This is a genomic window from Gordonia sp. 11cp (assembly GCF_057767225.1).
Map to the genome: position 1 here is coordinate 244,093 of NZ_CM173437.1, position 21,862 is coordinate 265,954.

General features: G+C 69.5%; 5 protein-coding genes (1 of these 5 cut by a window edge). All 5 read right to left on the reverse strand.

Features of this window, described 5'->3' with window-relative positions; all coding sequences use genetic code 11:
* On the reverse strand, positions 1–9,716 hold the beginning of the coding sequence (locus AC3B6C_RS00930) for a non-ribosomal peptide synthase/polyketide synthase (RefSeq protein ID WP_488374603.1). The gene continues 30,499 nt to the left of window position 1, outside the view; 9,716 of the gene's 40,215 nt are visible here — the first part of the coding sequence; the start codon lies at positions 9,714–9,716; its stop codon lies off the left edge, out of view.
* Positions 9,713–17,908 carry an amino acid adenylation domain-containing protein gene (locus AC3B6C_RS00935; RefSeq protein WP_488374604.1) on the reverse strand — a complete coding sequence of 2,732 codons (8,196 nt, stop codon included), beginning with the start codon at positions 17,906–17,908 and terminating at the stop codon, positions 9,713–9,715. Before AC3B6C_RS00935 ends, AC3B6C_RS00930 begins: the two co-directional genes overlap by 4 nt.
* A gap of 372 nt (positions 17,909–18,280) precedes the next feature.
* Entirely contained in the window at positions 18,281–19,147 is an 867-nt protein-coding gene (locus tag AC3B6C_RS00940; RefSeq protein WP_010842260.1) for an ABC transporter permease, read from the reverse strand.
* Complete coding sequence (locus AC3B6C_RS00945; RefSeq protein WP_014927850.1) at positions 19,147–19,974, reverse strand: ABC transporter permease; 828 nt, start codon at positions 19,972–19,974, stop codon at positions 19,147–19,149. Before AC3B6C_RS00945 ends, AC3B6C_RS00940 begins: the two co-directional genes overlap by 1 nt.
* A gap of 1 nt (position 19,975) precedes the next feature.
* Positions 19,976–21,589, reverse strand: a complete 1,614-nt coding sequence (locus AC3B6C_RS00950) for an ATP-binding cassette domain-containing protein (RefSeq protein WP_488374605.1) — start codon at positions 21,587–21,589, stop codon at positions 19,976–19,978.
* Between the last annotated feature and the right edge of the window lie 273 nt (positions 21,590–21,862).

The window sequence follows — 21,862 nt, forward strand, 5'->3', positions numbered from 1 at the left end:
CCCGCATCGTCCGCGGCGGCGTTCTCGCCGGTGGATGCGGTCCCGGCGACGTTGCCGAGGTAGTTGAACCCGATGCTCGGCAACGGCCGACGGGACAGCTCGGTGTCGCCGTAGCGCAGCAGTCCGTAGCCGATTCCGTTGTCGGGCTGTCCGACCCGCTCTTCCTTGGCGACCTTGACCGTGTGCACGGAGTCGCCGCGCACGTCGATGGCCAGCGGCGCGATGGTGGTGAACCACCCGACGGTCCGGGACAGGTCCACGGTCCGCGGATCGGTTCCGTGCAGCAGAGCTTCTTCGTACCGGCCGTGGCCCTCGAGCAGCAACGTCACCGGCTGGTCATCAGCGATCTCCCGGGCCTGCTGCCAGGACCGGACCGCGCGCGCCAGCGCCGCGACGAGGGCGTCGTTGACGTTGCCGCGGAAGGCGGTCGGCACCGTCGTCAGCAGCGCCTCGGTGACCGCCGAGCCGACGGTGTGCACGACGGTGTCGGTGGTCGACATGCGGTCACGTGCACGGTCGAGGGCACCACCGAGGTCGGTGACCCGTTCCGGCGACCGATCCAGCCAATAGCGCAACTCGTCCGAGCGTCCGGCCCGCTGGGCGTCGAGCGCCGCGGTGAACGCACGCGCCGAGGTCGTCTCCGGTCGCAGCGAATACGCCTGGCCCCCTTGATGCTGCGCCCAGGCGGTCAGCAGGTCCTCGATGATCACCCGCCACGAGACGGCGTCGACACCGAGGTGATGGATGACGACCACGAGACGCGCATCGCCGTCCGGGGCGCTGACCAGCACGGCTGCGACGAGCCGCCCGGCGGTCGGGTCGAGGCGGCCGGAGGCGTCCTCGAAGGCGGCGACGACGGTGTCGGAGAAGCCGGGTTCGCCGACGGGCGCCGGACTCGTCATCGCGGTCACCGCACCGGGATGCAGCGGCGCGACGCCGGTGCGCATCCGCCAGTCGCCCGCGCTCCCGCCGGGTTCGACCGAGGCACCCAGCATGGGGTGGACGTCGACCACCTGCGCCAGGAGTTCCTGCGCGATCTCGACGGTGAGCCCCTCGGGTGCGGTCAGCACCATCGACTGGGAGAAGTCGGCGAAGTCCGAGACGTCGTCGGTGTGTTCCAGGACCCAGGAGACCACCGGCGGGACGGTCATCGGACCGACGCCGCCACCGGGCAGTTCCGCCAGGGCGGGTACCCGGTCGCCGCGGGCGCCGACGGCACGGGCAATGGCGCGAACCGTCTTGTGCTCGAAGATGTCCCGCGGTGAGACGTCGATACCCGCCGCGCGACAGGCCGACGCGACCTGGATGGACATGATCGAGTCGCCGCCGAGGGCGAAGAACGAGTCGGTGACGCTGACGCGTTCGAGCCCCAGCAGGCCGGCGATGATCGAGGCGAGCTGCTGCTCGACCGCGTTCTCGGGCTCCACGTGGTCGGATTCGACCTCGATCGTGGGCGCGGGCAACGCACGGCGGTCCAGCTTGCCCACCGGGGTCAGCGGGAGCGCGTCGAGGACGGTGATGCTCGCGGGCACCATGAACAGGGGCAGCCGATCCGCGAGATGCTCGCGCAGCGAAGCGATCTCGACGGTGTCGCGGGGCACCACGTAGGCGGCCAGCGCGGCCACCACCGACTGTCCGCTCGCGGCGAGTCCGCCGTCGGCGTCGACCCCCACGACGACCGCGGAGGCCACGGACGGGTGATCGGTCAGGACGTTCTCGATCTCACCGAGTTCGATGCGCAGACCGCGGAGCTTGATCTGGTCGTCGCTGCGTCCGACGTAGTCGACCGTCAGCGCGCCGTCTCGGTCACGAGCCCACCGCACGATGTCGCCGGTGCGGTACATCCGCTCCCCCGGCTCGCCGTGGGGATCGGCGACGAACCGCTCGGCGGTCAGACTCGCGCGGTCGAGGTAGCCGCGCGCGAGAGCCGGTCCGCTGACGTAGAGTTCGCCCGCCACCCCGACCGGCACGGGACGGAGCCGACCGTCGAGCACCAGCAGGTCGATGCCGTCGATGGGAGGCCCGATGTACAACGGTTCGCCGGCGTGCGTCGGCGGGGCGACGGTGATCACGATCGTGGTCTCGGTCGGGCCGTACACATTGCGGAAGGCGACGAATCGACTCCAGCGGTCGCGCAACGTCTCCGGTACGGCCTCGCCGCCCGCCCACACCGATTCCAGGTGCGGGAGTTCGGCGGGATCGAGTGACGACAGCACCGTCGGGGTCAGGAACGTGTGGGTGATCCGCTGTTCGCGCATGAACTCCGCGAGCGGCGCGCCGGCCACCGCGTCACGGTGGCGGTAGACGACCGCCGCGCCCGCGGTGAAGGCCAGCAGATACTCGAGGACGAAGGCGTCGAAACTCGGTGAGGCGAACCCGAGCACACGCGATTCCCGCGTGACCCCGGACCTCTTGACCGCCTCGGCACCGAAGTTCGCGAGGCCGCCGTGGGTCACGGCCACACCCTTGGGCAAGCCGGTCGACCCCGACGTGTAGATCACGTAGGCGGTGTCGTCGGTACGCACCGCGGCGCCGCGATCCAGGTCGGTGACCGGTGCGTCGTCGTGCGCCGACACGGCGTCCGCGTCGGCGTCGAGGTCGATCCAGCGCCCCCCGAAAGCACTCACGTCGGCAACACCGGTCCGGGTGAGCCCGATGGTCGCACCCGAGTCCGAGATCATGTGTGCGACACGGTCGGCCGGGTAGTCCGGGTCGATCGGCACGTATCCGGCACCGGTCTTGGCGACTGCCCAGATCGCCTCCATGAGGTCGACCGAACGCGGGATCACCAGTGCCACCAGCGTTCCGCGGCCGATGCCCTGGTCCAGCAGGTGACGAGCCAGCCGGTTCGACGCCGAGTCGAGTTCACCGTAGGTGAGGGTGCGGTCGGGGTCGACGACCGCGGTGCGGTCGGTTCCGCCACGCCGGACCGCGGCGGCGAACAGCTCCGCCAGCGGCACGGCCGGGATCGCGGGTCGGCGGCCGACCGGGGTGATCATGTCGCGCTCGGCGGTGTCGAGCAGGTCGGCGTCCCCGACCGGCACGGTCGGATCGGCGACCAGCTCGTGCAGCAACCGGGCGAAACGGTCCATCATCCGCGCGACCGTCGCCTCGTCGAACAGGTCGGTGGCGTAGTTGACGCGACCGATCCAAGACCCGCCGCGTCCGCCGCGCAGACCGACCGTCAGGTCCACCTTCGCCGAGTTCTCCTCGGTCTCCACCACTTCGACGGCCAGGTCGTCGATGTCGGCGACGAGCGTGGACGGATCCGCGGGCGTGGGGTCGACGGTCAGCAGGATCTGGGTGAGCGGGGCGAACGCCTCGGACCGGGACGGTGCGAGCGCGTCGACGACCGCCTCGAAGGGCGCGTCGGCATGTGCGAACGCATCGAGATCGGTGACCCGCACCACGTCGAGGAGGTCGGCGAACCGTTGCGCCGGGTCGACCACGGTACGCAGGACCAGCGTGTTCACGAACATCCCGACCAGCGGGTCCAGAGCGGCGTCGCCGCGACCGGCGATCGGGGTGCCGATGGCGATGTCGTCGGTGGCCGAGAGCCGCGACAGCAGCACCGCGAGTGCCGCATGGATGACCATGAACTCGGTCACGCCGCGCTGGGCAGCGAGCTCGCGGACGAGACCCGCTGTCGCCGAGTCGATCTCGAAGCCCACCTCGGCGCCTGCCATGGACGCGACCCTGGGACGCGGGCGGTCGGCGGGCAGCTCGAGCACCTCGGGGAGTCCGGCCAGCGCAGAGCGCCAGTAGTCGACCTGAGCCGACACCCGCGAGTCCGGGTCGTCGATCGAGCCGAGTTCACGACGCTGCCAGAGCGCGACATCGGCGAACTGCACCTCGAGCTCGGCGAAGTCCGGCGAACGCCCCTGTGAGCGCGCGACATACGCCGTCACGACGTCGGTGACCAGCGGACGCATCGACTCGCCGTCGCCGGCGATGTGGTGGATCACGATGAGGACGATGTGTTCGAGGTCGTCGACGCGGTGGACCCGGATCCGGATGGGTCGCTGCACTGCGACGTCGAAGCCGCCGGCGGCAGCCGCGAAGAGCTCGGATTCGTCGTCGACGATGGCCCAGTCGAGTTCGGCCCCGACCCCGGCGACGTCCCCGATGACCTGTCGCGGAGCACCGTCGATCGACGGGAACACCGTCCGGAGTACTTCCTGACGCTCGACGACGTCGACCATCGCCGCACGCAGGGCCGCGAGATCGAGCTTGCCGCGCAGGCGCAGGGCGATCGGGATGTTGTAGGCCGCGGACGCGGTGTCGAACTGGTTGATGAACCAGATCCGTTGCTGCGCATACGACAGCGGGATCGCGTCCGGTCGCGGGGAGACCGCCGTCACCGGCGGGAGGCCGGGCACGCGGTCGGCGACACGCTGCGCCAGTTCGCGCACGCTGGGAGCGTCGAACAGGTCGCGAACACTGACCTCGACGCCAAGAGCGGCACCGGCCCGGGCCGCCACCCGCATCGCGGCAAGCGAGTTGCCGCCGAGGTCGAAGAAGGAGTCCACCACCGAGATCCGGTCGGCTCCGAGCACTTCCGCGACGACGTCGGCGAGAGCGCGCTCGGCGGGGGTCGCCGGCTCGACGACCTCGGACTCGACGACGGTCGGTGCGGGCAGCGACCGGCGGTCCACCTTGCCGGAGGCATTGCGTGGCATCTCGTCGAGGACGACCCACAACGTGGGGCGCAGATGCGCGAGCAGTCTCTCGCCCGCGAAGGCACGGATGGCCTCGACGTCCACGGTGTCACCCGGGTGACCGGTCAGGTAGGCCACGAGCGCATCGCCCGCGGGAGTCGTGGTGACCGCCGCGGCCACCGAGACCACGCCCGGCGCCGCCGCCAGCACGGCCTCGGTCTCGCCGAGTTCGATGCGCTGACCGTGGATCTTCACCTGGAAGTCGGTCCGACCGAGGTACTCGATGTCTCCGTCCGCGCGCCAGCGGGCGAGGTCGCCGGTGCGGTACAACCGCGCACCGGCGGGTCCGGCCGGGTCCGCGACGAACGACTGGGCGGTGAGGGCCGGTGCGGACGCATAGCCGCGGGCCATCTGCGCGCCACCGAGGTACAGCTCGCCCGGCACACCGGGCGCGACCGGGCGCAGACGTGCGTCGAGGATGCGTGCGGTCAGGCCGGACGCGGGCCGGCCGACGGTCACGACGTCGACCGGCTCGGTCAGCGTCGCGATCGTCGCGTCGACGGTCATCTCGGTGGGGCCGTACTGGTTCACGATCACCGCGTGCGGGGCGGCCGCGAGGGTCTGCTGGGCCACCGCGGGGGTGAGTGCCTCACCGCCGGTGAAGATCTGGCGCACCGAGGACAGACCGGTGGCGGGATCGAAGGTCTCGTCGAGGAACACCGCGAGCAACGACGGGACGAACTGCACGGAGGTCACCCGCTCGTCGGCGATGACGCGGGCCAGATGAGCCGGGTCCCGGTGGCCGTCGGGCGCGGCGACAACGGCGGTCGCGCCGGCGACGAAGGGCCAGAACAACTCCCAGACCGACGCATCGAAGGTGTACGGCGTCTTGACCAGCACCCGTTCGTCCGCCGGGTCGCCGGTGTAGGCACCGAACCAGGACAGCATGTCGTGCAGGCCGCGATGCGTGACCGTCACGCCCTTGGGCTGCCCGGTCGATCCGGACGTGAACAACGTGTACACCGGATGTCCGCCGCGCAGGGGTGCCACACGGTCGGCAGTTGTCACGCGAGCCGAGCCGGCGGTGGCGAGCGAGTCGAGATCGACCGTGACGAGAGTCCCCGGGTGCGACAGTGACTCGGCCCAGCCCGGGATCTCGCCGCCGACGACGACCGTCGACGCCCCGGAGAGCGCGAGCTGCCGACGCACGACATCCGCCGGCGCCTCCGGATCGAGCGGCACGTATGTGCCGCCGGCGAGCACGATCCCGTGGATCGCCACCAGCATCTCGACCGATCGCGGCACGCCGACCGCGACGGGCACGTCGGGTCCGACCCCGTCGGCGACGAGGCGCCGCGCGAAGGCGTGGACCAGTGCACCGTACTCGGCATAGTCCAGAGTGCGGCCGTGTGCCCGGATCGCCACCCGGGAAGCATTGCGAGCGAAGGACTCTGCCAGTGCATCGGCGACCGTGACGGCCGGCTCCGGCAGAGCAGCGGTGTCGGCACCGCCGCCCCAGCGCGCGAGCGCCTCGTGTTCGGCTGCGGTCATCAGGTCCGCATCGCCGACGGGAGCCGAGGGGTCCGCAGTCAGGGTGTCGAGGAGGCGAACGAACCGGTCGGCGAAGAGACGCACCGACCCGGCATCGTACAGGTCGGTCGCATAGAGCACCGATCCCTGCCAGTTGTCCCCGTTGTCGGCGATCCCGACGGTCAGATCGACCCGCGCGGACAGATCCTGCGGTTCGACGGGGGTCACGGCCAGTCCGCCGCCCTCCCCGATCGTCAGCGTCTGGGAGGCCAGATCGGCGATGGCCGACTGGTCGAACGCGAGCCACACCTGGGCCAGCGGTGCATAGGCCTCCGTGCGCAACGGGTTCACCCGTTCGACGACCGCCTCGAACGGGATGTCCGCGTTGGCGAAGGCCTCGAGATCGGTCCGGCGGACGTCGTCGAGCAACCGTCCGAAACCGGCCGCCGGGTCGACCCCGGTCCGGAGGACCAGCGTGTTGACGAACATGCCGACCATCGGGTCGAGGATCGACTGCCCGCGACCGGCGATCGGCGTGCCGACGGTGACGTCCTCGGTCGCCGACAGCCGCGACAGCAGCACCGCGAGCGCCGCATGCGCCACCATGAACGGGGTCAGCCCGCGATCGCGCGCCAGACGGGCGACACGCTCCGAAACATCCTGCGGCACACTGAACTCGATGCGCGCGCCGCGCTGCGAGGCCACCGCCGGACGCGGTCGGTCGGTCGGCAACTCCAGCACGTCGGGCGCCCCGTCGAGCTGCCGCGCCCAGTACTGCAACTGCGCACCGATGAGCGACGAGTCGTCGGTCGCGGAGCCGAACACCCGGCGCTGCCACAGGGCGACGTCGGCCATCTGGACCGGCAGCGGCCGGAAGTCGGGCGCGTTCCCGGCCACCCGCGCGGTGTACGCGGTGATCAGATCGGTCACCAGCGGTGCGAGGGATTCACCGTCGCACGCGATGTGGTGCACGACCATCCCGAGGACCGCCTCGGAATCTGAGATCTGGGAGAAGCCCACGCGCACAGGCAGTTCGGAGACGAGATCGAATCCGCCGAGCATCACCTCGGGCAGGGCCGATTCCGGCACCTCGCGCCAGTCGAGCATCGCGGCCGCCGACGACGGCTCGTGGACGAGCTGAGCGGCGTCGCCGCCGGCTTCGGGATAGGTGGTACGCAGGACCTCGTGGCGGGTCATGACGTCGAGCAGCGCCTGGCGCAGGGCGTCGGCGTCGACGCCGCCCTGCAGCCGCAGGACCATCGGGATGTTGTAGGCGGGCGATGCCGGATCGAACCGGTTGATGAACCACATCCGCTGCTGTGCGAGCGACAGCGGGATGCGGTCCGGGCGGGAGGCGACGGGTTCGATCGGGGGCAGTCCCGGCCGCTTCGAGGCTGCGGCGAGCGCGAGGTCGCGCACCGTCGGGGCGTCGAAGAGGTCACGGACCGTGAGGTCCACGCCGAGCGTCTCCGCGGCGCGGCCGACGATGCGGGCGGCCAGCAGCGAGTTGCCGCCGACGTCGAACACCGACTCGACGACGCTGATGTCCTCGAGACCGAGCACCTCCGCGAAGATGTCCCGCAGGGCTGCCTCGGTGTCGTTCTCGGGCGCCACGAATTCGGTTGTCGACGCGAGTACGGGGCGCGGGAGTGCGCCGCGATCGAGCTTGCCGTTCTGGGTCAGCGGCAGCCGCTCGACCGCCATGACGACGTCGGGGACCATGTACTCCGGCACCAGGGTCGCCACACGCCGACGCACGAGTTGTTCGTCGACCTCGACGCCCGGCTCGGGAACCACGTAGGCGGCGAGGATCTCACCCCGGTCGGACAGGTCCACGACGCTGGCCGCACCGGCCGAGATCCCGTCGAGGCCGACGAGCGCGGCCTCGATCTCGCCGTATTCGATGCGGAAGCCGCGGAGCTGGACCTGGGCGTCGCCGCGACCGAGGTACTCGATGTCGTCACCGACGCGACGCGCCAGGTCGCCGGTCCGGTACATGCGATCACCGGAACCGTCGGGCGCGAACGGGTTCGCGACGAAGCGCGTGGCACTGAGCCCGGCCCGCCGGAGATAGCCCTGCGCGAGTTGTGTTCCGGTGACGTACATCTCGCCGATGACACCCTCGGGCACCGGTCGCAGTCGCGAGTCGAGGATGTGGATGTCCAGCGACGACAGCGGTCGCCCGATGAACGACGCGTCACCGGCCGACACCGCGTCGCGGTCCAGCGCGCGGTAGCTGACATGCACCGTGGTCTCGGTGATGCCGTACATGTTGACCAGCTGCGCGGGATCTGCCGGATTGTCGTCGAACCAGCGCCGGACCTGCTCGAAACTCAGCGCCTCGCCACCGAACACGATGTAGCGCAATGCGAGTGACGCCTGCCTGTGTCGCTGTGCGGCGATGAGCTGGTAGAAGGCCGACGGCGTCTGACTCAGCACCGTTACCCGCTCGGTCTCGAGGAGATCGACGAAGGCCTCCGGGTCCCTCGTGGTGTCCTGCTCGACCACGACGACGCGTCCGCCGGTGACGAGGGGACCCCAGATCTCCCAGACCGAGAAGTCGAAGGCGTAGGAGTGGAACAGCGTCCAGACGTCGTCCGGGCCGAACGAGAACTCCTCGGACGCGGCCTTCATCAGCGCGACGACCTCGCGGTGCGACACGACCACGCCCTTCGGCTTGCCCGTCGAACCAGAGGTGTAGATCAGGTAGGCCGGCAGCCGGTCGTCGAGCGAGTCGGTCCGTGCTGCCCCCTCTGCTCCCTGAGGAGCCCCGGAGCCTGCGGAGAGCCGTCCCCCCTCTGCTCGGATCACGTCCTCGGTCGTGACGAACCGGACGTCGATGACATCCCACGTCGCGGCGAGCTCGGGGTCGGCGAGCACCAGCAGCGGCGCCGCGTCGTCGATGATCGACTGTGCGCGGGCGACCGGCTGGGAGCGGTCGAGCGGCAGGTACGCCGCTCCGGTCTTGAGGACGGCCAGCAGGGCCACGATCAGGTCTGTCCGGCGTGGGAGCGCGACGCCGACGAGGCTGCCCGGGCCGGCACCGGCCGTGCGGAGTCCGTCGGCCAGCGCGTCGGACCGCTCGTCGAGCTCGCGGTAGGACAGCACGGCGCCGGTCGCGTCGCTGACCGCGGGCCGCGCGGCGTGGCGCGCGACGGCGGAGCGGAACAGTCCGGGCAGGGAACCGAGATCGGTGCTGCCGATCAGTCCGAGCGCCCGCTCGCGGATCAGCGCGATCGCGCGCCGGGTGGCGTCGGCGATCTCGGCCGGCGCACGTCCGGGCGCGGCCTCGGTCTGGGTGACCCCGGCGCCGACCGCGGCCTCGGTGTCGAGTCCCTGGGCGATGAAGACGCCGGCCGTCGCCGACACGCGCGCATACAGCTCGCCGAACGTGACCGGGCCGGACGCCGCCTCGTAGGCGGTCTCGGAGGGTGCGACGCCGGCCGAGAAGGCGATCAGGTGCAGTGTCGAAGGCCGCGAGCCCCAGGTGAGAGAGATGTTGGAGGCCGTTGAATCGACATCGGTCACGTCTGAGTCATTCCTTTGGTCGACTGCACTGCTTCGTTCCCGCGGGACCCGGCTCCCGACATCGCGCCGTCCACCACTCGGAGTGCGTTGGCGCGGAGTTCGCCCAGCACATCACCGAGCGCATCGGGCCCCGACACCGCCAGGCCCGGCAACAGGCTCATCAGCGCGGTGGTGAGGGCAGAGTCCGGGTCGGGGAGAGCGGCAGCCATCGCATCACTGATCGACGACAGCACCGCGAACGTTACCTCTGCCCCCTGGTGCGCGGCGGCGACCGCATCGGGCTGTGCGGCCACGGCCCGGGCGACGAGATCGGGCAGTGCGACGGCGAGTTCGGCGTCGGCGACCGCACTGGCCGCGGTCTGCTCGGCGGCGGTGGCGATGTCGATGTCCCCCACCAACACCTGCGGGTTCTCCGACACCTCCTCGAGGACGCGCAGATAGCGCTGCGCGTACGTCTCGACAGTGCCCTTGGTGAAGATGTCGGCGGCGTAGATCAACTGGCCCGTCATTGAATCAGCGTCCTTTGCTGCCGGTGCAACGAAGTCGTCCGGGAACAATGTGAGCTGGAGATCCACCTTGGCTGGGGTCAACTGCTCGGATACCGGCGCGATCGTCATCGAATCCATGTCGAGCGTGGGGATGGTGAAGTTCTGGTAGGCGAACATCACCTGATAGATCGGGTTGTAACTGGTGGGCGGCGAGGGAAGTACAGATGACACGATCGTATCGAACGCGATTTCGGCGTTCGCCATGTCGGCCAGATCCTCGTCGCGGACACGCTGCAGGAGCTCGGCGAACTTCTCCTCGTCCTGGAGTCGCGACCGCAGGGCCAGGGTGTTCACGAACATGCCGACCACGCCGTCGAGTTCGGGCTGACCCCGCCCGGCGAACGGCGTGCCGATCACGATGTCGCGCTGGGTGGTCAGCCGGCTCAGCAACACCACCAGTGCGGTCTGCATCACCATGAACAGCGTCGCGTTGTGCTGGCGCGCGACGGCCTCCAGCTTGTGCACCAGGCCGCCGTCGATGTCGAACCGCACCTCCTCGCCGACGAAGGACGGTGTCCGCGGGCGGGGGCGATCGGTCGGCAACTCCAGCCGGGCCGGCGCGTTGCGGAGCCGGTCGGTCCAGTACGCGAGCTGGCGGCCCGCCTCGGTCGTCCCGTCGGGTCCGGAAACGGCGAGGGCCTCCTGCTGCCACAGCGTGTAGTCCAGGTATTGGACCGCGAGCGGCGGCCAATCCGGTCGACGACCGGCCACCCGCGCGGAGTACGCGGTCATCACATCGGTGGCCAGCGGCAGCATCGAGGCGCCGTCGGCGGTGATGTGATGCACGACGAACACCAGGATGTGCTCGGTCTCGGTGAGCCGCAGCAACATCATCCGCAGCGGCGGTGCGACGGTGACGTCGAAACCGCGTCCGGTGAAGTCCGCGATCACCGGGACCGGATCGCCGTCGACGTCGACGACGCTGCGCTCGAGCAACTCCAGCGCGGCATCCCGATCGAGCACGAGCTGGATCGGCTCGCCGTCGACGAGCGGATAACGCGTCCGCATCGACTCGTGGCGCTCGATGAGGTCCTCGATCGCGGCGCCGATCGCGTCGGTGTCCAGCTGTCCGGACAAGCGCAGCGCCATCGCGACGTTGTAGGCCGGCGACGCCGGATCGGCGCGGTTGATCAGCCACATCCCGCGCTGCACTGCGGACAGCGGCGCCCGGTCTCCGTGCGCGCGTGCTGCCAGACGCGGGCGGCGCGACGGGGTCCCGTGGTCGCTGGCGAACGTCGCCATCGCCCGCACGGACGGCGCGTCGAACACCGCGGCGACCGGGATGTCGACCTCCAGGTCGGCTGACAACCGAGCCGCCACCTTCGTCGCGCTCAGCGAGTTGCCGCCGAGGTCGAAGAACGACTCGGCCACGCTGATCCGATCGACGCCGAGCACGTCGGCGAACACCCGCGCGATCACCCGTTCGGTCTCGGTGCTCGGCGGCACGAATTCGGCGGTCTCGATCACCGGGGCGGGCAGCGCCTTGCGATCGACCTTGCCCGCCGAGTTCAGCGGCATGGTCGACAGCGGCATCCAGATCGTCGGCACCATGAACTCCGGCACGGTGCCGTTCAGGTGCGCCTGGGCGTCGGCGGGGGTGACGGAGTCGGGCGAGTAGTAGGCCACGAGGCTCTGTCCGGCGGCCAGATCGGCGACCGTCACCGCCGTGTGGACGATGCCGGGTACCGACATCAGCGCCGACTCGATCTCGCCGAGCTCCAGTCGCTGACCGCGCAACTTCACCTGGAAGTCGTTGCGGCCCAGGTACTCGATCTCCCCTGCCGGGTTCCACTTGCCGAGATCGCCGGTGCGGTACAGCCGCGACCCGGGCGGGCCGTACGGGTCGGCGACGAAGCGTTCGGCACTGAGCCGGCCCTGCGACACGTATCCGCGGGCCAGCTGGACGCCGCCGAGGTAGATCTCGCCGGGCACACCGACCGGCAGGGGCCGCAGCCGGTGGTCGAGGATGTGGATCGTCGTGTTCGGCACCGGCCGACCGATCGGTACGACGGTCTCCGAGCCGCGGACGTTGTGTTCGGTGACGTCGACGGCGGCTTCGGTCGGCCCGTACAGGTTGTGCAGCCCGACGGCGGGCAAGGCGGTGCGCAGACCACCCGCGGTCGCGGCGGTCAGGGCCTCACCTGAGGTGAACACCTGACGCAACGAGCTCAGCTCGGCGAGCCGGTCCGCGCCGACGACGTCGAGGAAGGTGGACAGCATCGACGGCACGAAGTGCAGCGTCGTGACGTCCTCGCGCTGGATGATGTCGACGAGATAGGACGGGTCGCCGTGTCCGCCGGGCACCGCGACCACGAGTCGGGACCCGGAGATGAAGGGCCAGAACAGCTCCCAGACCGACACGTCGAATGTCACCGGCGTCTTCTGCAGCACCACGTCGCGCTGGGTGAGGGTGTAGTGCTCCTGCATCCAGTCGAGTCGGTTGACGATCGCGCGATGCGACACGACGACGCCCTTGGGCCGTCCGGTGGAGCCGGAGGTGAAGATCGTGTACGCGGCGTTCTCCGGTCCAAGGATTCCGCGACGCTCGTCCGGCGTGAAGGTTCCGCCCTGCGCATCCGCATCGACCGAGGCGTCGACCGAGGTGACGGTCACGCGGTCGGCGAGGTCGTCGATCACTGCGGGGCGAGTCCCCGGCCCGACCAGTACGCGCCGTGCACCGGCGGTCTCGAGCATGTAGTCGGCACGATCGACCGGCGCCTCGGTGTCGAGCGGCACGTACTGGCCACCGGCGAGCACGATCGCGTGCACCGCGACCAGCAGTTCCACCGAACGCGGGATGCACACGGCCACCGCGACATCCGGACCAACGCCGTCGTCGATGAGCTGACGGGCCAGAGCCGTTGCCCGCGTGGCGAATTCGGCGTAGGTGAGTTCACGGTCGGCGAACACCAGCGCAACCGCGTCGGGGTCCTGCCGGTACCCGGCGAGCAGCGCGGAAGCCAGATCGGGCGCGGTCAGCTCGTGCGAAGCGCCGCGTGACCACCCCCGAACCGTGTCCACCTCGGCCTCGGGGAACGCGAAGAGGTCGTCGACGCGCAGTGTCCGGCCCGCATCGTCGGCCTCGAGCGAGCCGGCCATCGCGGCGAGAACGTCGTGGAGGTAACGCGCGAACCGTTCGATGGTGGACTCGTCGAAGAGATCACGCGCGTATCCGAACGCCACCGAGATCTGGCCGGCGTGGTCACCGGTGTCGGAGTACTCGACGACGCTGAGTGAGAGGTCGTACTTGGCGAACGGGGCACGCGCGTCGATGAGGCTGATGCCTGCCTCGTCCTCGAAGAGCCGCTCGACCTGGTCGTGCTGCATCACCAGTTCGACCTGGAAGAGCGGGGAATGGGCCGTGGAGCGCCGGGCCCCCACCGCGTCGACGACCTGCTCGAAGGGGACGTCGGCGTTGCTGAGAGCTTGCGCGCGAGTGTGATTGGCCTCGTTGAGCAGACTGGTGAGATCGGTGTCGGGGTGCACCCGGGTGCGCAGCACGAGGGTGTTGACGAACATGCCGATCAGGTCGGTGAGCTCCGGCTCGTCCCGACCCGCGATCGCGGTGCCGATGGCCACGTCGTCGCTGCCGCTGAGGCGCGACAGCACCACGGCGAGCGCGGCGTGGAAGATCGCGAAGACGGTCACACCGTGCTGGGCGGCCACCGCGTGCAGCCGGGCGACGGTGTCGGCGTCGAGCAAGGTGTCGACGAAACCGCCTGCACCGGAGGGCCGGATCGGTCGTGCCCGGTCGGTGGGCAAGGAGATGAGTTCGGGCATCCCCGCCAGTTCGGTGCGCCAGAAGTCGAGCTGCGCCGACATCAGCGAGGTCTCGTCGGCGGCCTCCCCCAGGACCTCGCGCTGCCACAACGCGTAGTCGGCGTACTGCACCGGCAGCGGACGCCAGGCGGGCTGCTGGTGGGCGAGCCGGGCGGCGTACGCAGTCAGGACGTCGGTGATCAGCGGACCGAGCGAGGCACCGTCGCCGATGATGTGGTGCATGACGACGATCAGGACGTGGTCGAGCGTTCCGTCGGGCGCCACGGCGCGGAAAAGTCGTGCGCGGACCGGATATTCGTAGTTCAGGTCGAAGCCGGTCACGGCGAAGTCGGCGAGTCGGCGTTCGGTGTCCACCGGCGCCACGTCGACCACGTCGAACAGTCGGGCCGCGGCGGCCGCCTCCGCCGAGTGGATGAACTGGAAGGTCTCCCCGTCCTCGTCCGGGAACGTGGTCCGCAACGGCTCGTGTCGCGCGATGACGTCGTCGATCGCGGCGGCCAGCGCGGCGGCGTCGACGTCGGCGCCGAGCCGGACCGCTCCCGGGATGTTGTAGGCCGCCGAGGTCGGGTCGAGCCGGTTGATGAACCAGAGACGACGCTGGCTGAATGCCAACGGAATCCGGTCCGGGCGCCGCTGCGGCAGGAGCTCCGGCCGGCGGCCGGCGGCGTCCTCGGTGACCGGTGTCGCGACCCGGATGATGTCGCCGAGGCTCTGACTCTCGAAGACGTTGGCCAGCTTGATGTCGAGGCCGGCGACGGTACGCAGCCGCGATGCCAGCCGGGCCGCGGTCAGCGAATCGGCACCGAGCGCGAAGATGTTGTCCTGCAACCCGATCGGTTCGATGTCGAGCAGCTCTTCGACGATCGCGACCACTTCGCGTTCACGCGGGGTCGACGGCGCGACGTAGGCGATCCGTTCGTCACGCGCGAACACCGGAGCGGGCAGCGCGTGCCGGTTCAGCTTGCCGTTCGCGGTGAGGGGCAGCTCGTCGATCAACATGACGACATCGGGCACCATGTACCCGGGCACATGGGCGCGGACCTGCTCACGGATGGCGGATTCGTCGAGCCCGCCACCGATTTCGGTGACCGCGTAACCGACGAGCTTCGCCCCGCCCGCCGAGGCCGCGTCGGTGACGACCGCGGCCGCCGCGGTGACCCCGTCGACCGCGCGCAGCGCCGTCTCGACCTCTCCCAGCTCGACCCGGAAGCCCCGCAGCTGCACCTGCGTGTCGGCGCGCCCCAGATACTGCACGTCGGTACCGATCCGCCGGCCGAGGTCGCCGGAGCGGTACATCCGCCCGCCGGTCCCGTGCGGGTCGGCGACGAACCGGGTTGCGGTGAGTCCGTGGCGATGACGATATCCGCGCGCGAGTTGGTCACCGACGACGTAGATCTCGCCGACGGCGCCCTCGGGCACCGGACGCAGGCGGTTGTCGAGAACCCGAACGCCCAACGAGTTCAACGGACGGCCGATGAGGCTGGCGCTCTCGCCGCGCACGAGATCGGGATCGAGCGGACGGTAGGTGACATGGACCGTCGTCTCGGTGATGCCGTACATGTTGACGAGTTCGATCTCGTCGCCGAACGACTCGTACCAGTTGTGCACCTCGTCGAAGCGCAGTTCCTCGCCGCCGAAGACGATGTAGCGCAACGCCAATGGCGTCCCGGTCCGGCGGCGGACGTCGGCCACGATGCTGAACGCCGAGGGCGTCAGGGATGCGACCGTGATCTGCTCGTCGGCGAGCAGCTGCAGGAACTCGGCGGGCGCGCGGGCGACCATCCGATCCACGATCACCGCGCGTCCACCGGTGAGCAATGGCCCGAAGATCTCCCACACGGAGAAGTCGAAGGCGTAGGAGTGGAAGACCGACCAGACGTCCTCGGGCGTGAAGTCGAAGTCGGCCGACGCCGCGTCGAGCAGCGTGACCACGTTGCGGTGCACGATCTCGACGCCCTTGGGCGCCCCGGTCGATCCGGAGGTGTAGATGACATAGGCCGTCGCCTCGGGCGTCGCCGGACCGCGCGGCACTTCGACCGCGACGGCTCCCGGTGTCTGCGCCTCGGCGAGGAGCCGGCCGGTCTCGACGACCTCGCACTCCCCTGCCCATCCGGGCCGGTCGCCGTCGGAGACGACCAGGCACGCCGGGGCGGCGTCGTCGATGATGTAGCGCAGGCGTTCTTCCGGGTTGCCGGTGTCCAGCGGCAGGTATCCCGCGCCGGCCTTGAGCACGGCCAGCATGACGACCACGAGGCTCGTGTCGCGCGCCGTCGCCACACCCACCAGATCGCCCGCCCCGATCCCACGTGCGACGAGCGATCGCGCCATCGCGTCCGAACGGCTCGCGAGTTCGGCGTAACTCAGGGTCACACCGTCGGCGTCGGAGACCGCACCCCGATGACGGTGGGCGGTCGCGACCTCGTCGAACACCTCGACCAGGGTCGGTGTGGTCGCCCGCGGCAGTGACTGCGGGAGTGCGTCGAGGAGCCGGTGATCGCTGTCCACGAGCAAGTCGACATCGGCGACGGGGGTGTCGAGCGCCTCGCTCGACAGGAACCGGTCGAGGAACGTCAGGAATCGCCCGTGCAGCGCTTCGAGTTCGGCCGGTGAGTACAGGTGCGGGTTGCCGTGCAGGTCGACGACGAGCGGGGAACCGGGACTCGACTGATACAGGTTGATCAGGAGGTCCTCGAGGATGCCCGACGTGAGGATGCGGTACTCCATGTCGGTGCCGTCGATGGCGACCTGCTCGTCGAAGAACACCATGTTGATGGTGGGTCCGAAGGAGACCGAACTCTGGTCGAGACCGGCGTCGCGACGGATGTCGTCGGACCGGTACCGCTGGTGGCGCAGCGCGCCGGTCAGTTCGAGCTGCGCGGTCGCGATCAGCTCGCGGACCGACTTCGACGACACCTCGCGCAGCCGGATCGGCAGGATGTTGGACACCATGCCACCGGAGATCTTGATCTTGGCGGTGGCACGGCCGGTGACCGGAAGACTCAGGACGATGTCGTCGTGGTTGCTCATCCGCGCGAGGAACGCGCCGAACGCCGAGGTCATCACGACCGCGAGGGAACTGTTCAACTCCCCGGCGAGGGCCTCGTACCGGCGCTGCCGATCCGGGTCCAGGGCGGCGCCGGCGACGACGTTGTCGAAGGACAGCGACCCGGAGGTCCCGACCTTCGACAGTGTCACCCGCTCCGGCAGATCCGCGACGCGTTCGAGCCAGTGTGCGCGGTCGGTCTCCCGCCGTGTGCTGCCCTGGTAGGCCTCTTCATAGGCGACGATGTCGGCCATGGTGGCCGGCGGCTTGTCGCGCGGCTCCTCGCCCCGGCGGAGAGCGTTGTAGCGGTCGACGGTGCGACGCATGATCGACAGTGCGGCATAGCCGTCGATGATGATGTGGTGGGCACGGTTGTACCAGAACGTGCGCTCGTCCGAGATGAGCAGGATCGAGACGATGATGAACTGGTCGTTGAGGAGATCGACCGGCTGCCGGTACTCCGCCTGCATCCATTCCATCGCCGCCGCGACCGGGTCGGGCTCGCCACGGAAGTCCAGGATGTCCACGGTCTGGTCGAAGTCGACGTCGACGTACTGCATCGGGATGCCGTCGATCTCGGTCAGACGGACGAACGGCGACTCGACGAGTTTGCCGACCTCCACACAGCACTGTGCGAAGAGTTCGACGTCCAATCCGCCCGGCGCATGGCGGATGTCCACATACTGAGCGATGTTGACCGAGTACTCGGACGACAGCGACTCGGCGAACCACATGCCGCGCTGCGCCGCGGTGAGCGGAAGGACCGCAATGGTCTCGTCCACGTCACCCGGCGTATCAGCACGGTAATCGGCGATTGCCACGTCCTCTGAACACTCCCTCGCTAGTCCTGCAGTCGATTAGACCTCACGACACTGCCGTTGGTAATCGTTCAGACCCTCCACATCGGACGCCGACACAGAATCTCCATCCTATTTCACGCGAGGGGGTCTGATGAAACCGGGATGCAGGGCCAGCCTCTGTGAATGCCATCGCCGTACCCACCTTCCTTGTTACGCCCTTCGGCGTGCCCGCGCGTGGCGAGGGGACGGCGCCGATATCCCGTCCGATCCCGCACAAGAGCCACTGACCAGCGCCGATGTGCCGACGGGGGATGTTGACACGCTCGGCATCGACCCCATTGGGGCCATACCGGGTGTCATTCGTTACCCCGACGGTATGGGATCGGTTCGTGATCATCGGTCCCTCGCGGCTTTCCGATAACCGCGAAGAGCCGGATAAATGGAAATGACCAGAATCAGCACGGTCCAAACAGCGACTTTCGTGAGATTCTCGGCGAGGGGGCCACCCGCCGCGAACGCCCGCATCGTCTCGATGGCCGGTGTCATGGGCTGATTCGCGACGATCGGTTGCAGCCACTCCGGATAAGCACTGATCGGGGAGAAGCCGGAGTTGAAGAACATCAACAGACTCGAGGCCAGACCGAGATACGGCACGATCGGCGCGCCCGGGCGCGCGCTGACGGCGAGTGCCAGCGTCAGGGTCGCGAAGGCGGTGCCGTAGGCCAGCGCGACCAGCACGAGCCCGATCGCCGAACCCAGCCCCTGCGTGAATCGGAATCCGATGAGGTGGCCGGCGGCGAGGAGGATGAGCGTCGTGACCAGGATCCGCACCAATTCGGACATCACCCGCGAGGTGAGGTCCGCCGCCCGGTGGATCGGCAGGACATACAGCCGGGCGAGCAGTCCGGTCGCCCGCTCCCGGTTCAGTCGGGTCGCCGAGGCGATCGAGCCGAACATCGCGCCGACGAGGATGACCAGCGGCACAGTGCCGTACGCACTGTTCTGACCCGTCGCCGACCCGATCGCGTCGCCGAGCACGACCTTGAACATGAGCATGCTGAGCGCCGGGAACAGCAACGCCTGCATCAGCGTCGGGACGTCGCGGACGAACACCACGATCTGTCTGCCGGCCAGCGGCAGACTCTGACGCCACCACGCCCGGAACGAGGACTCCGTCGGCACGTCGGTGGGCGCGGTCGTCAGAAAATGCCGCTGCGCGGTCGATTCCGCAGTGGAGGCGCCCACTCCGGCGGCGCTCATCAGCGAGTCCTCCGCGTGCTGACGGCCAGCAACGCCAGTGCGGTCGCGGCCAGCCCCGCGCACCACCACAGCGACGGCTGCAACTGGTGCCAGGTGGCGGTCCCGGCGTCGAGGGCACGCATCGAGTCGGCGAACTGCGAGATGGGCTGGTTGCGCACGAACGGCTGAATCCACTCCGGGAACTGCTCCAGCGGCACGAATCCGGTGGACATCATGCCCAGGATCAGGGTCGGCAGGGCCAGGGCCTGGCTGGTGGCCTCCGGGCTGCCGGCGACGAGCCCGAGACCGTCGGCCGCCCACGAGAACAGGGCTCCGATCAGGAAGGCCAGGCCGAACAGACCGAGCGTCCCCCAGACCCCACCGCCCGGCCGCCAGTCGATGATCAGACAGGCGACGGCCGCGCATATGAGCGAGATCACCAGCAGCACACCGTTGGTCGCGGTCCGCGCCAGCATCGGGATCAGCGGCGACATCGGCATCACCCGGAAGCGGGTGTTGATTCCCTGCACCCCGTCGAAGGCCGCGCGCATCGCCGCCGAGGACGCGGCGAAGTTCACCGACTGCAGCACGATGATGGGCATCAGGAACTGGCCGTAGTTCACGCCGGGCGCGACCTCGACGATGCTCCGCAGCGGCACGTAGAAACAGATGGCGAGAAACGCCGGCGAGATGAAGGCGAAGATGACCTCGCCGCCCCGGAAGACCTTGGAGATCCCGCGCCCCGACAGCGCCCACCATTGCTGCACGGGTCGCACGCGTGGCTCGATCAGCGTGGTCGTCGGAGACCCCGACGTCGCACCCGACCGCAGTACGTCAGATGTCGTCATGTCAGGTGGAACTCCGGTCCCGCCGCGGGTCGGTCAACGCCAGGAACACCTCGTCCAGCGAAGGCCGGCGCATCGCGACGTCGGAGAGGGGGATACCCGCGGCTGCCGTGCGTTGGATGACCTCGACGAGCGTCTCCGGACCATCGGGGGCCGGCACCGCGACGAAGTGGTCGTCGGCGCTCTGCACGTGGTCGGCGATGAGGTCGGCCAGGGTGTCGCGGAGTCGGGCACGGTCGGCGGGGTCGGCCGGCGTGACCTCACAGTAGGCCGCACCGGTCGATGCCTTCAGCTCGTCGGAGGTTCCCTCGGCGATGACCCGGCCCTTGTCGATGACGACGATGTTGTCGGACAGGACGTCGGCCTCTTCGAGGTACTGGGTGGTCAGCAGGATGGTGACGCCGGAGTCGCGGAGCTTCTCGACGAGCGACCACACCTCCAGCCTGCTGCGCGGATCCAGCCCCGTCGTCGGCTCGTCGAGGAACACGATCCTCGGTGCGGTGACCAGGCCGCAGGCGATGTCGATCCGGCGGCGCATGCCGCCCGAGTACTCGCGGACACGTTTGCCGCCGACGTCGGTCAACGAGAACGCATCGAGCAGTTCGTCGGCGCGTACCCGCGCGGCCGACTTCTCCAGGCCCAGGAGGCGTCCGAACAGCACCAGGTTCTCGCGGCCCGTGAGCGCCTCGTCGAGTGCGGCGAACTGGCCGGTGAGCATGATCGACTTCCGGACCGAGGCCGCGTCGTGCGAGACGTCGTGGCCGTTGACCGTGGCGCTCCCGCCGTCGGGCTTGAGCAGCGTGCAGAGCATGTTCACCGTCGTGGTCTTGCCTGCGCCGTTGGGTCCGAGCAACGCGACGATGCTGCCCGCGGGGACGGTGAAGCTCACATCCTCGACCGCGACCATGTCCTTGAACTTCTTGTGCAGGTTCCTCGCCTCGATGGCGATGCCTGCGGAGTCACCGGGCGCAGGTTCACGCACCGGGTCGGCCACCGGGAATGCGACGGTCTGCGACTCCGACCCGTCGACGGGTCCCCTCTGCCACTCGGGGACCACCCGTCCCGCCACGCCGTTCGGCGCCGGCCGGACGACATGTCCGTTCCGTTCGGCGGGTGGGGGCGGCGGGGTCGTCGAGACCGGCGGTGGCGCGTAAGCACGGGCGACGGGCGACGGATCCAGCGGCGACTCGACGGGGCGCGTGCTCACCGGCGGGCCCGCGGCTGTGGGTGCGTCAGCAGCGCGCGCCTCGGCAGTGGGTGCCGCGTCGGCGGACGCGGGATCGGCCGGCTCGGAGTCGACGGGCGGGCCGTCGGTGGGTGCGGAGCCGGTGGGTGCGGAGCCGGTGGGTGCGGAGCCGGTGGGTGCGGAGTCGGTGGGTGCGGACTCTTCGGTCGGGACGGTCACGTGCCCGTTGGGCGACGGCTCGGCCGCATCACCGTCCTCGGCGGTGGGGGGCGCGGGATTCGACCGCTCGGCGCGCCAGCGTCGTAGCTGCTCCTCGACCGGGTCCGGGAGTACGAACGGGTCTTCGGGCAGCGACGCAAGAGGCGAATCCTGCCGTTGATGACGCGGCGCGTAGGACGCGACGGAGGGTCGCTGACCACTGGCCTCGGACATGTCTTCCTCTACGCGTCGACAACAGGGCGGCAACATGGACAACCAGAGCGTCGCACGTCGTCGGCCACCGATGGGACGGCGGCAAGGATCTGACGCTAGGCATCCACGACAACAAACTTACGCACGAATCAGAGTTCCCGACGAATTTGACTCGGTCTGTCCTCCACGAATATGTCGTGCGGTCGGGGTCGAATGGTTACGTCGTGTCCGCGACCTCGCACGACGTGGCGTTTCCGCCTCCTCGCCGCGTTCGACGCACCCGCGGTGCGTGTA

Coding starts and splice junctions, on each gene's coding strand:
- AC3B6C_RS00950 (WP_488374605.1), bottom strand. CDS start 21,589: ATGTCCGAGGCCAGTGGTCAGCGACCCTCCGTCGCGTCCTACGCGCCG.
- AC3B6C_RS00945 (WP_014927850.1), bottom strand. CDS start 19,974: ATGACGACATCTGACGTACTGCGGTCGGGTGCGACGTCGGGGTCTCCG.
- AC3B6C_RS00940 (WP_010842260.1), bottom strand. CDS start 19,147: ATGAGCGCCGCCGGAGTGGGCGCCTCCACTGCGGAATCGACCGCGCAG.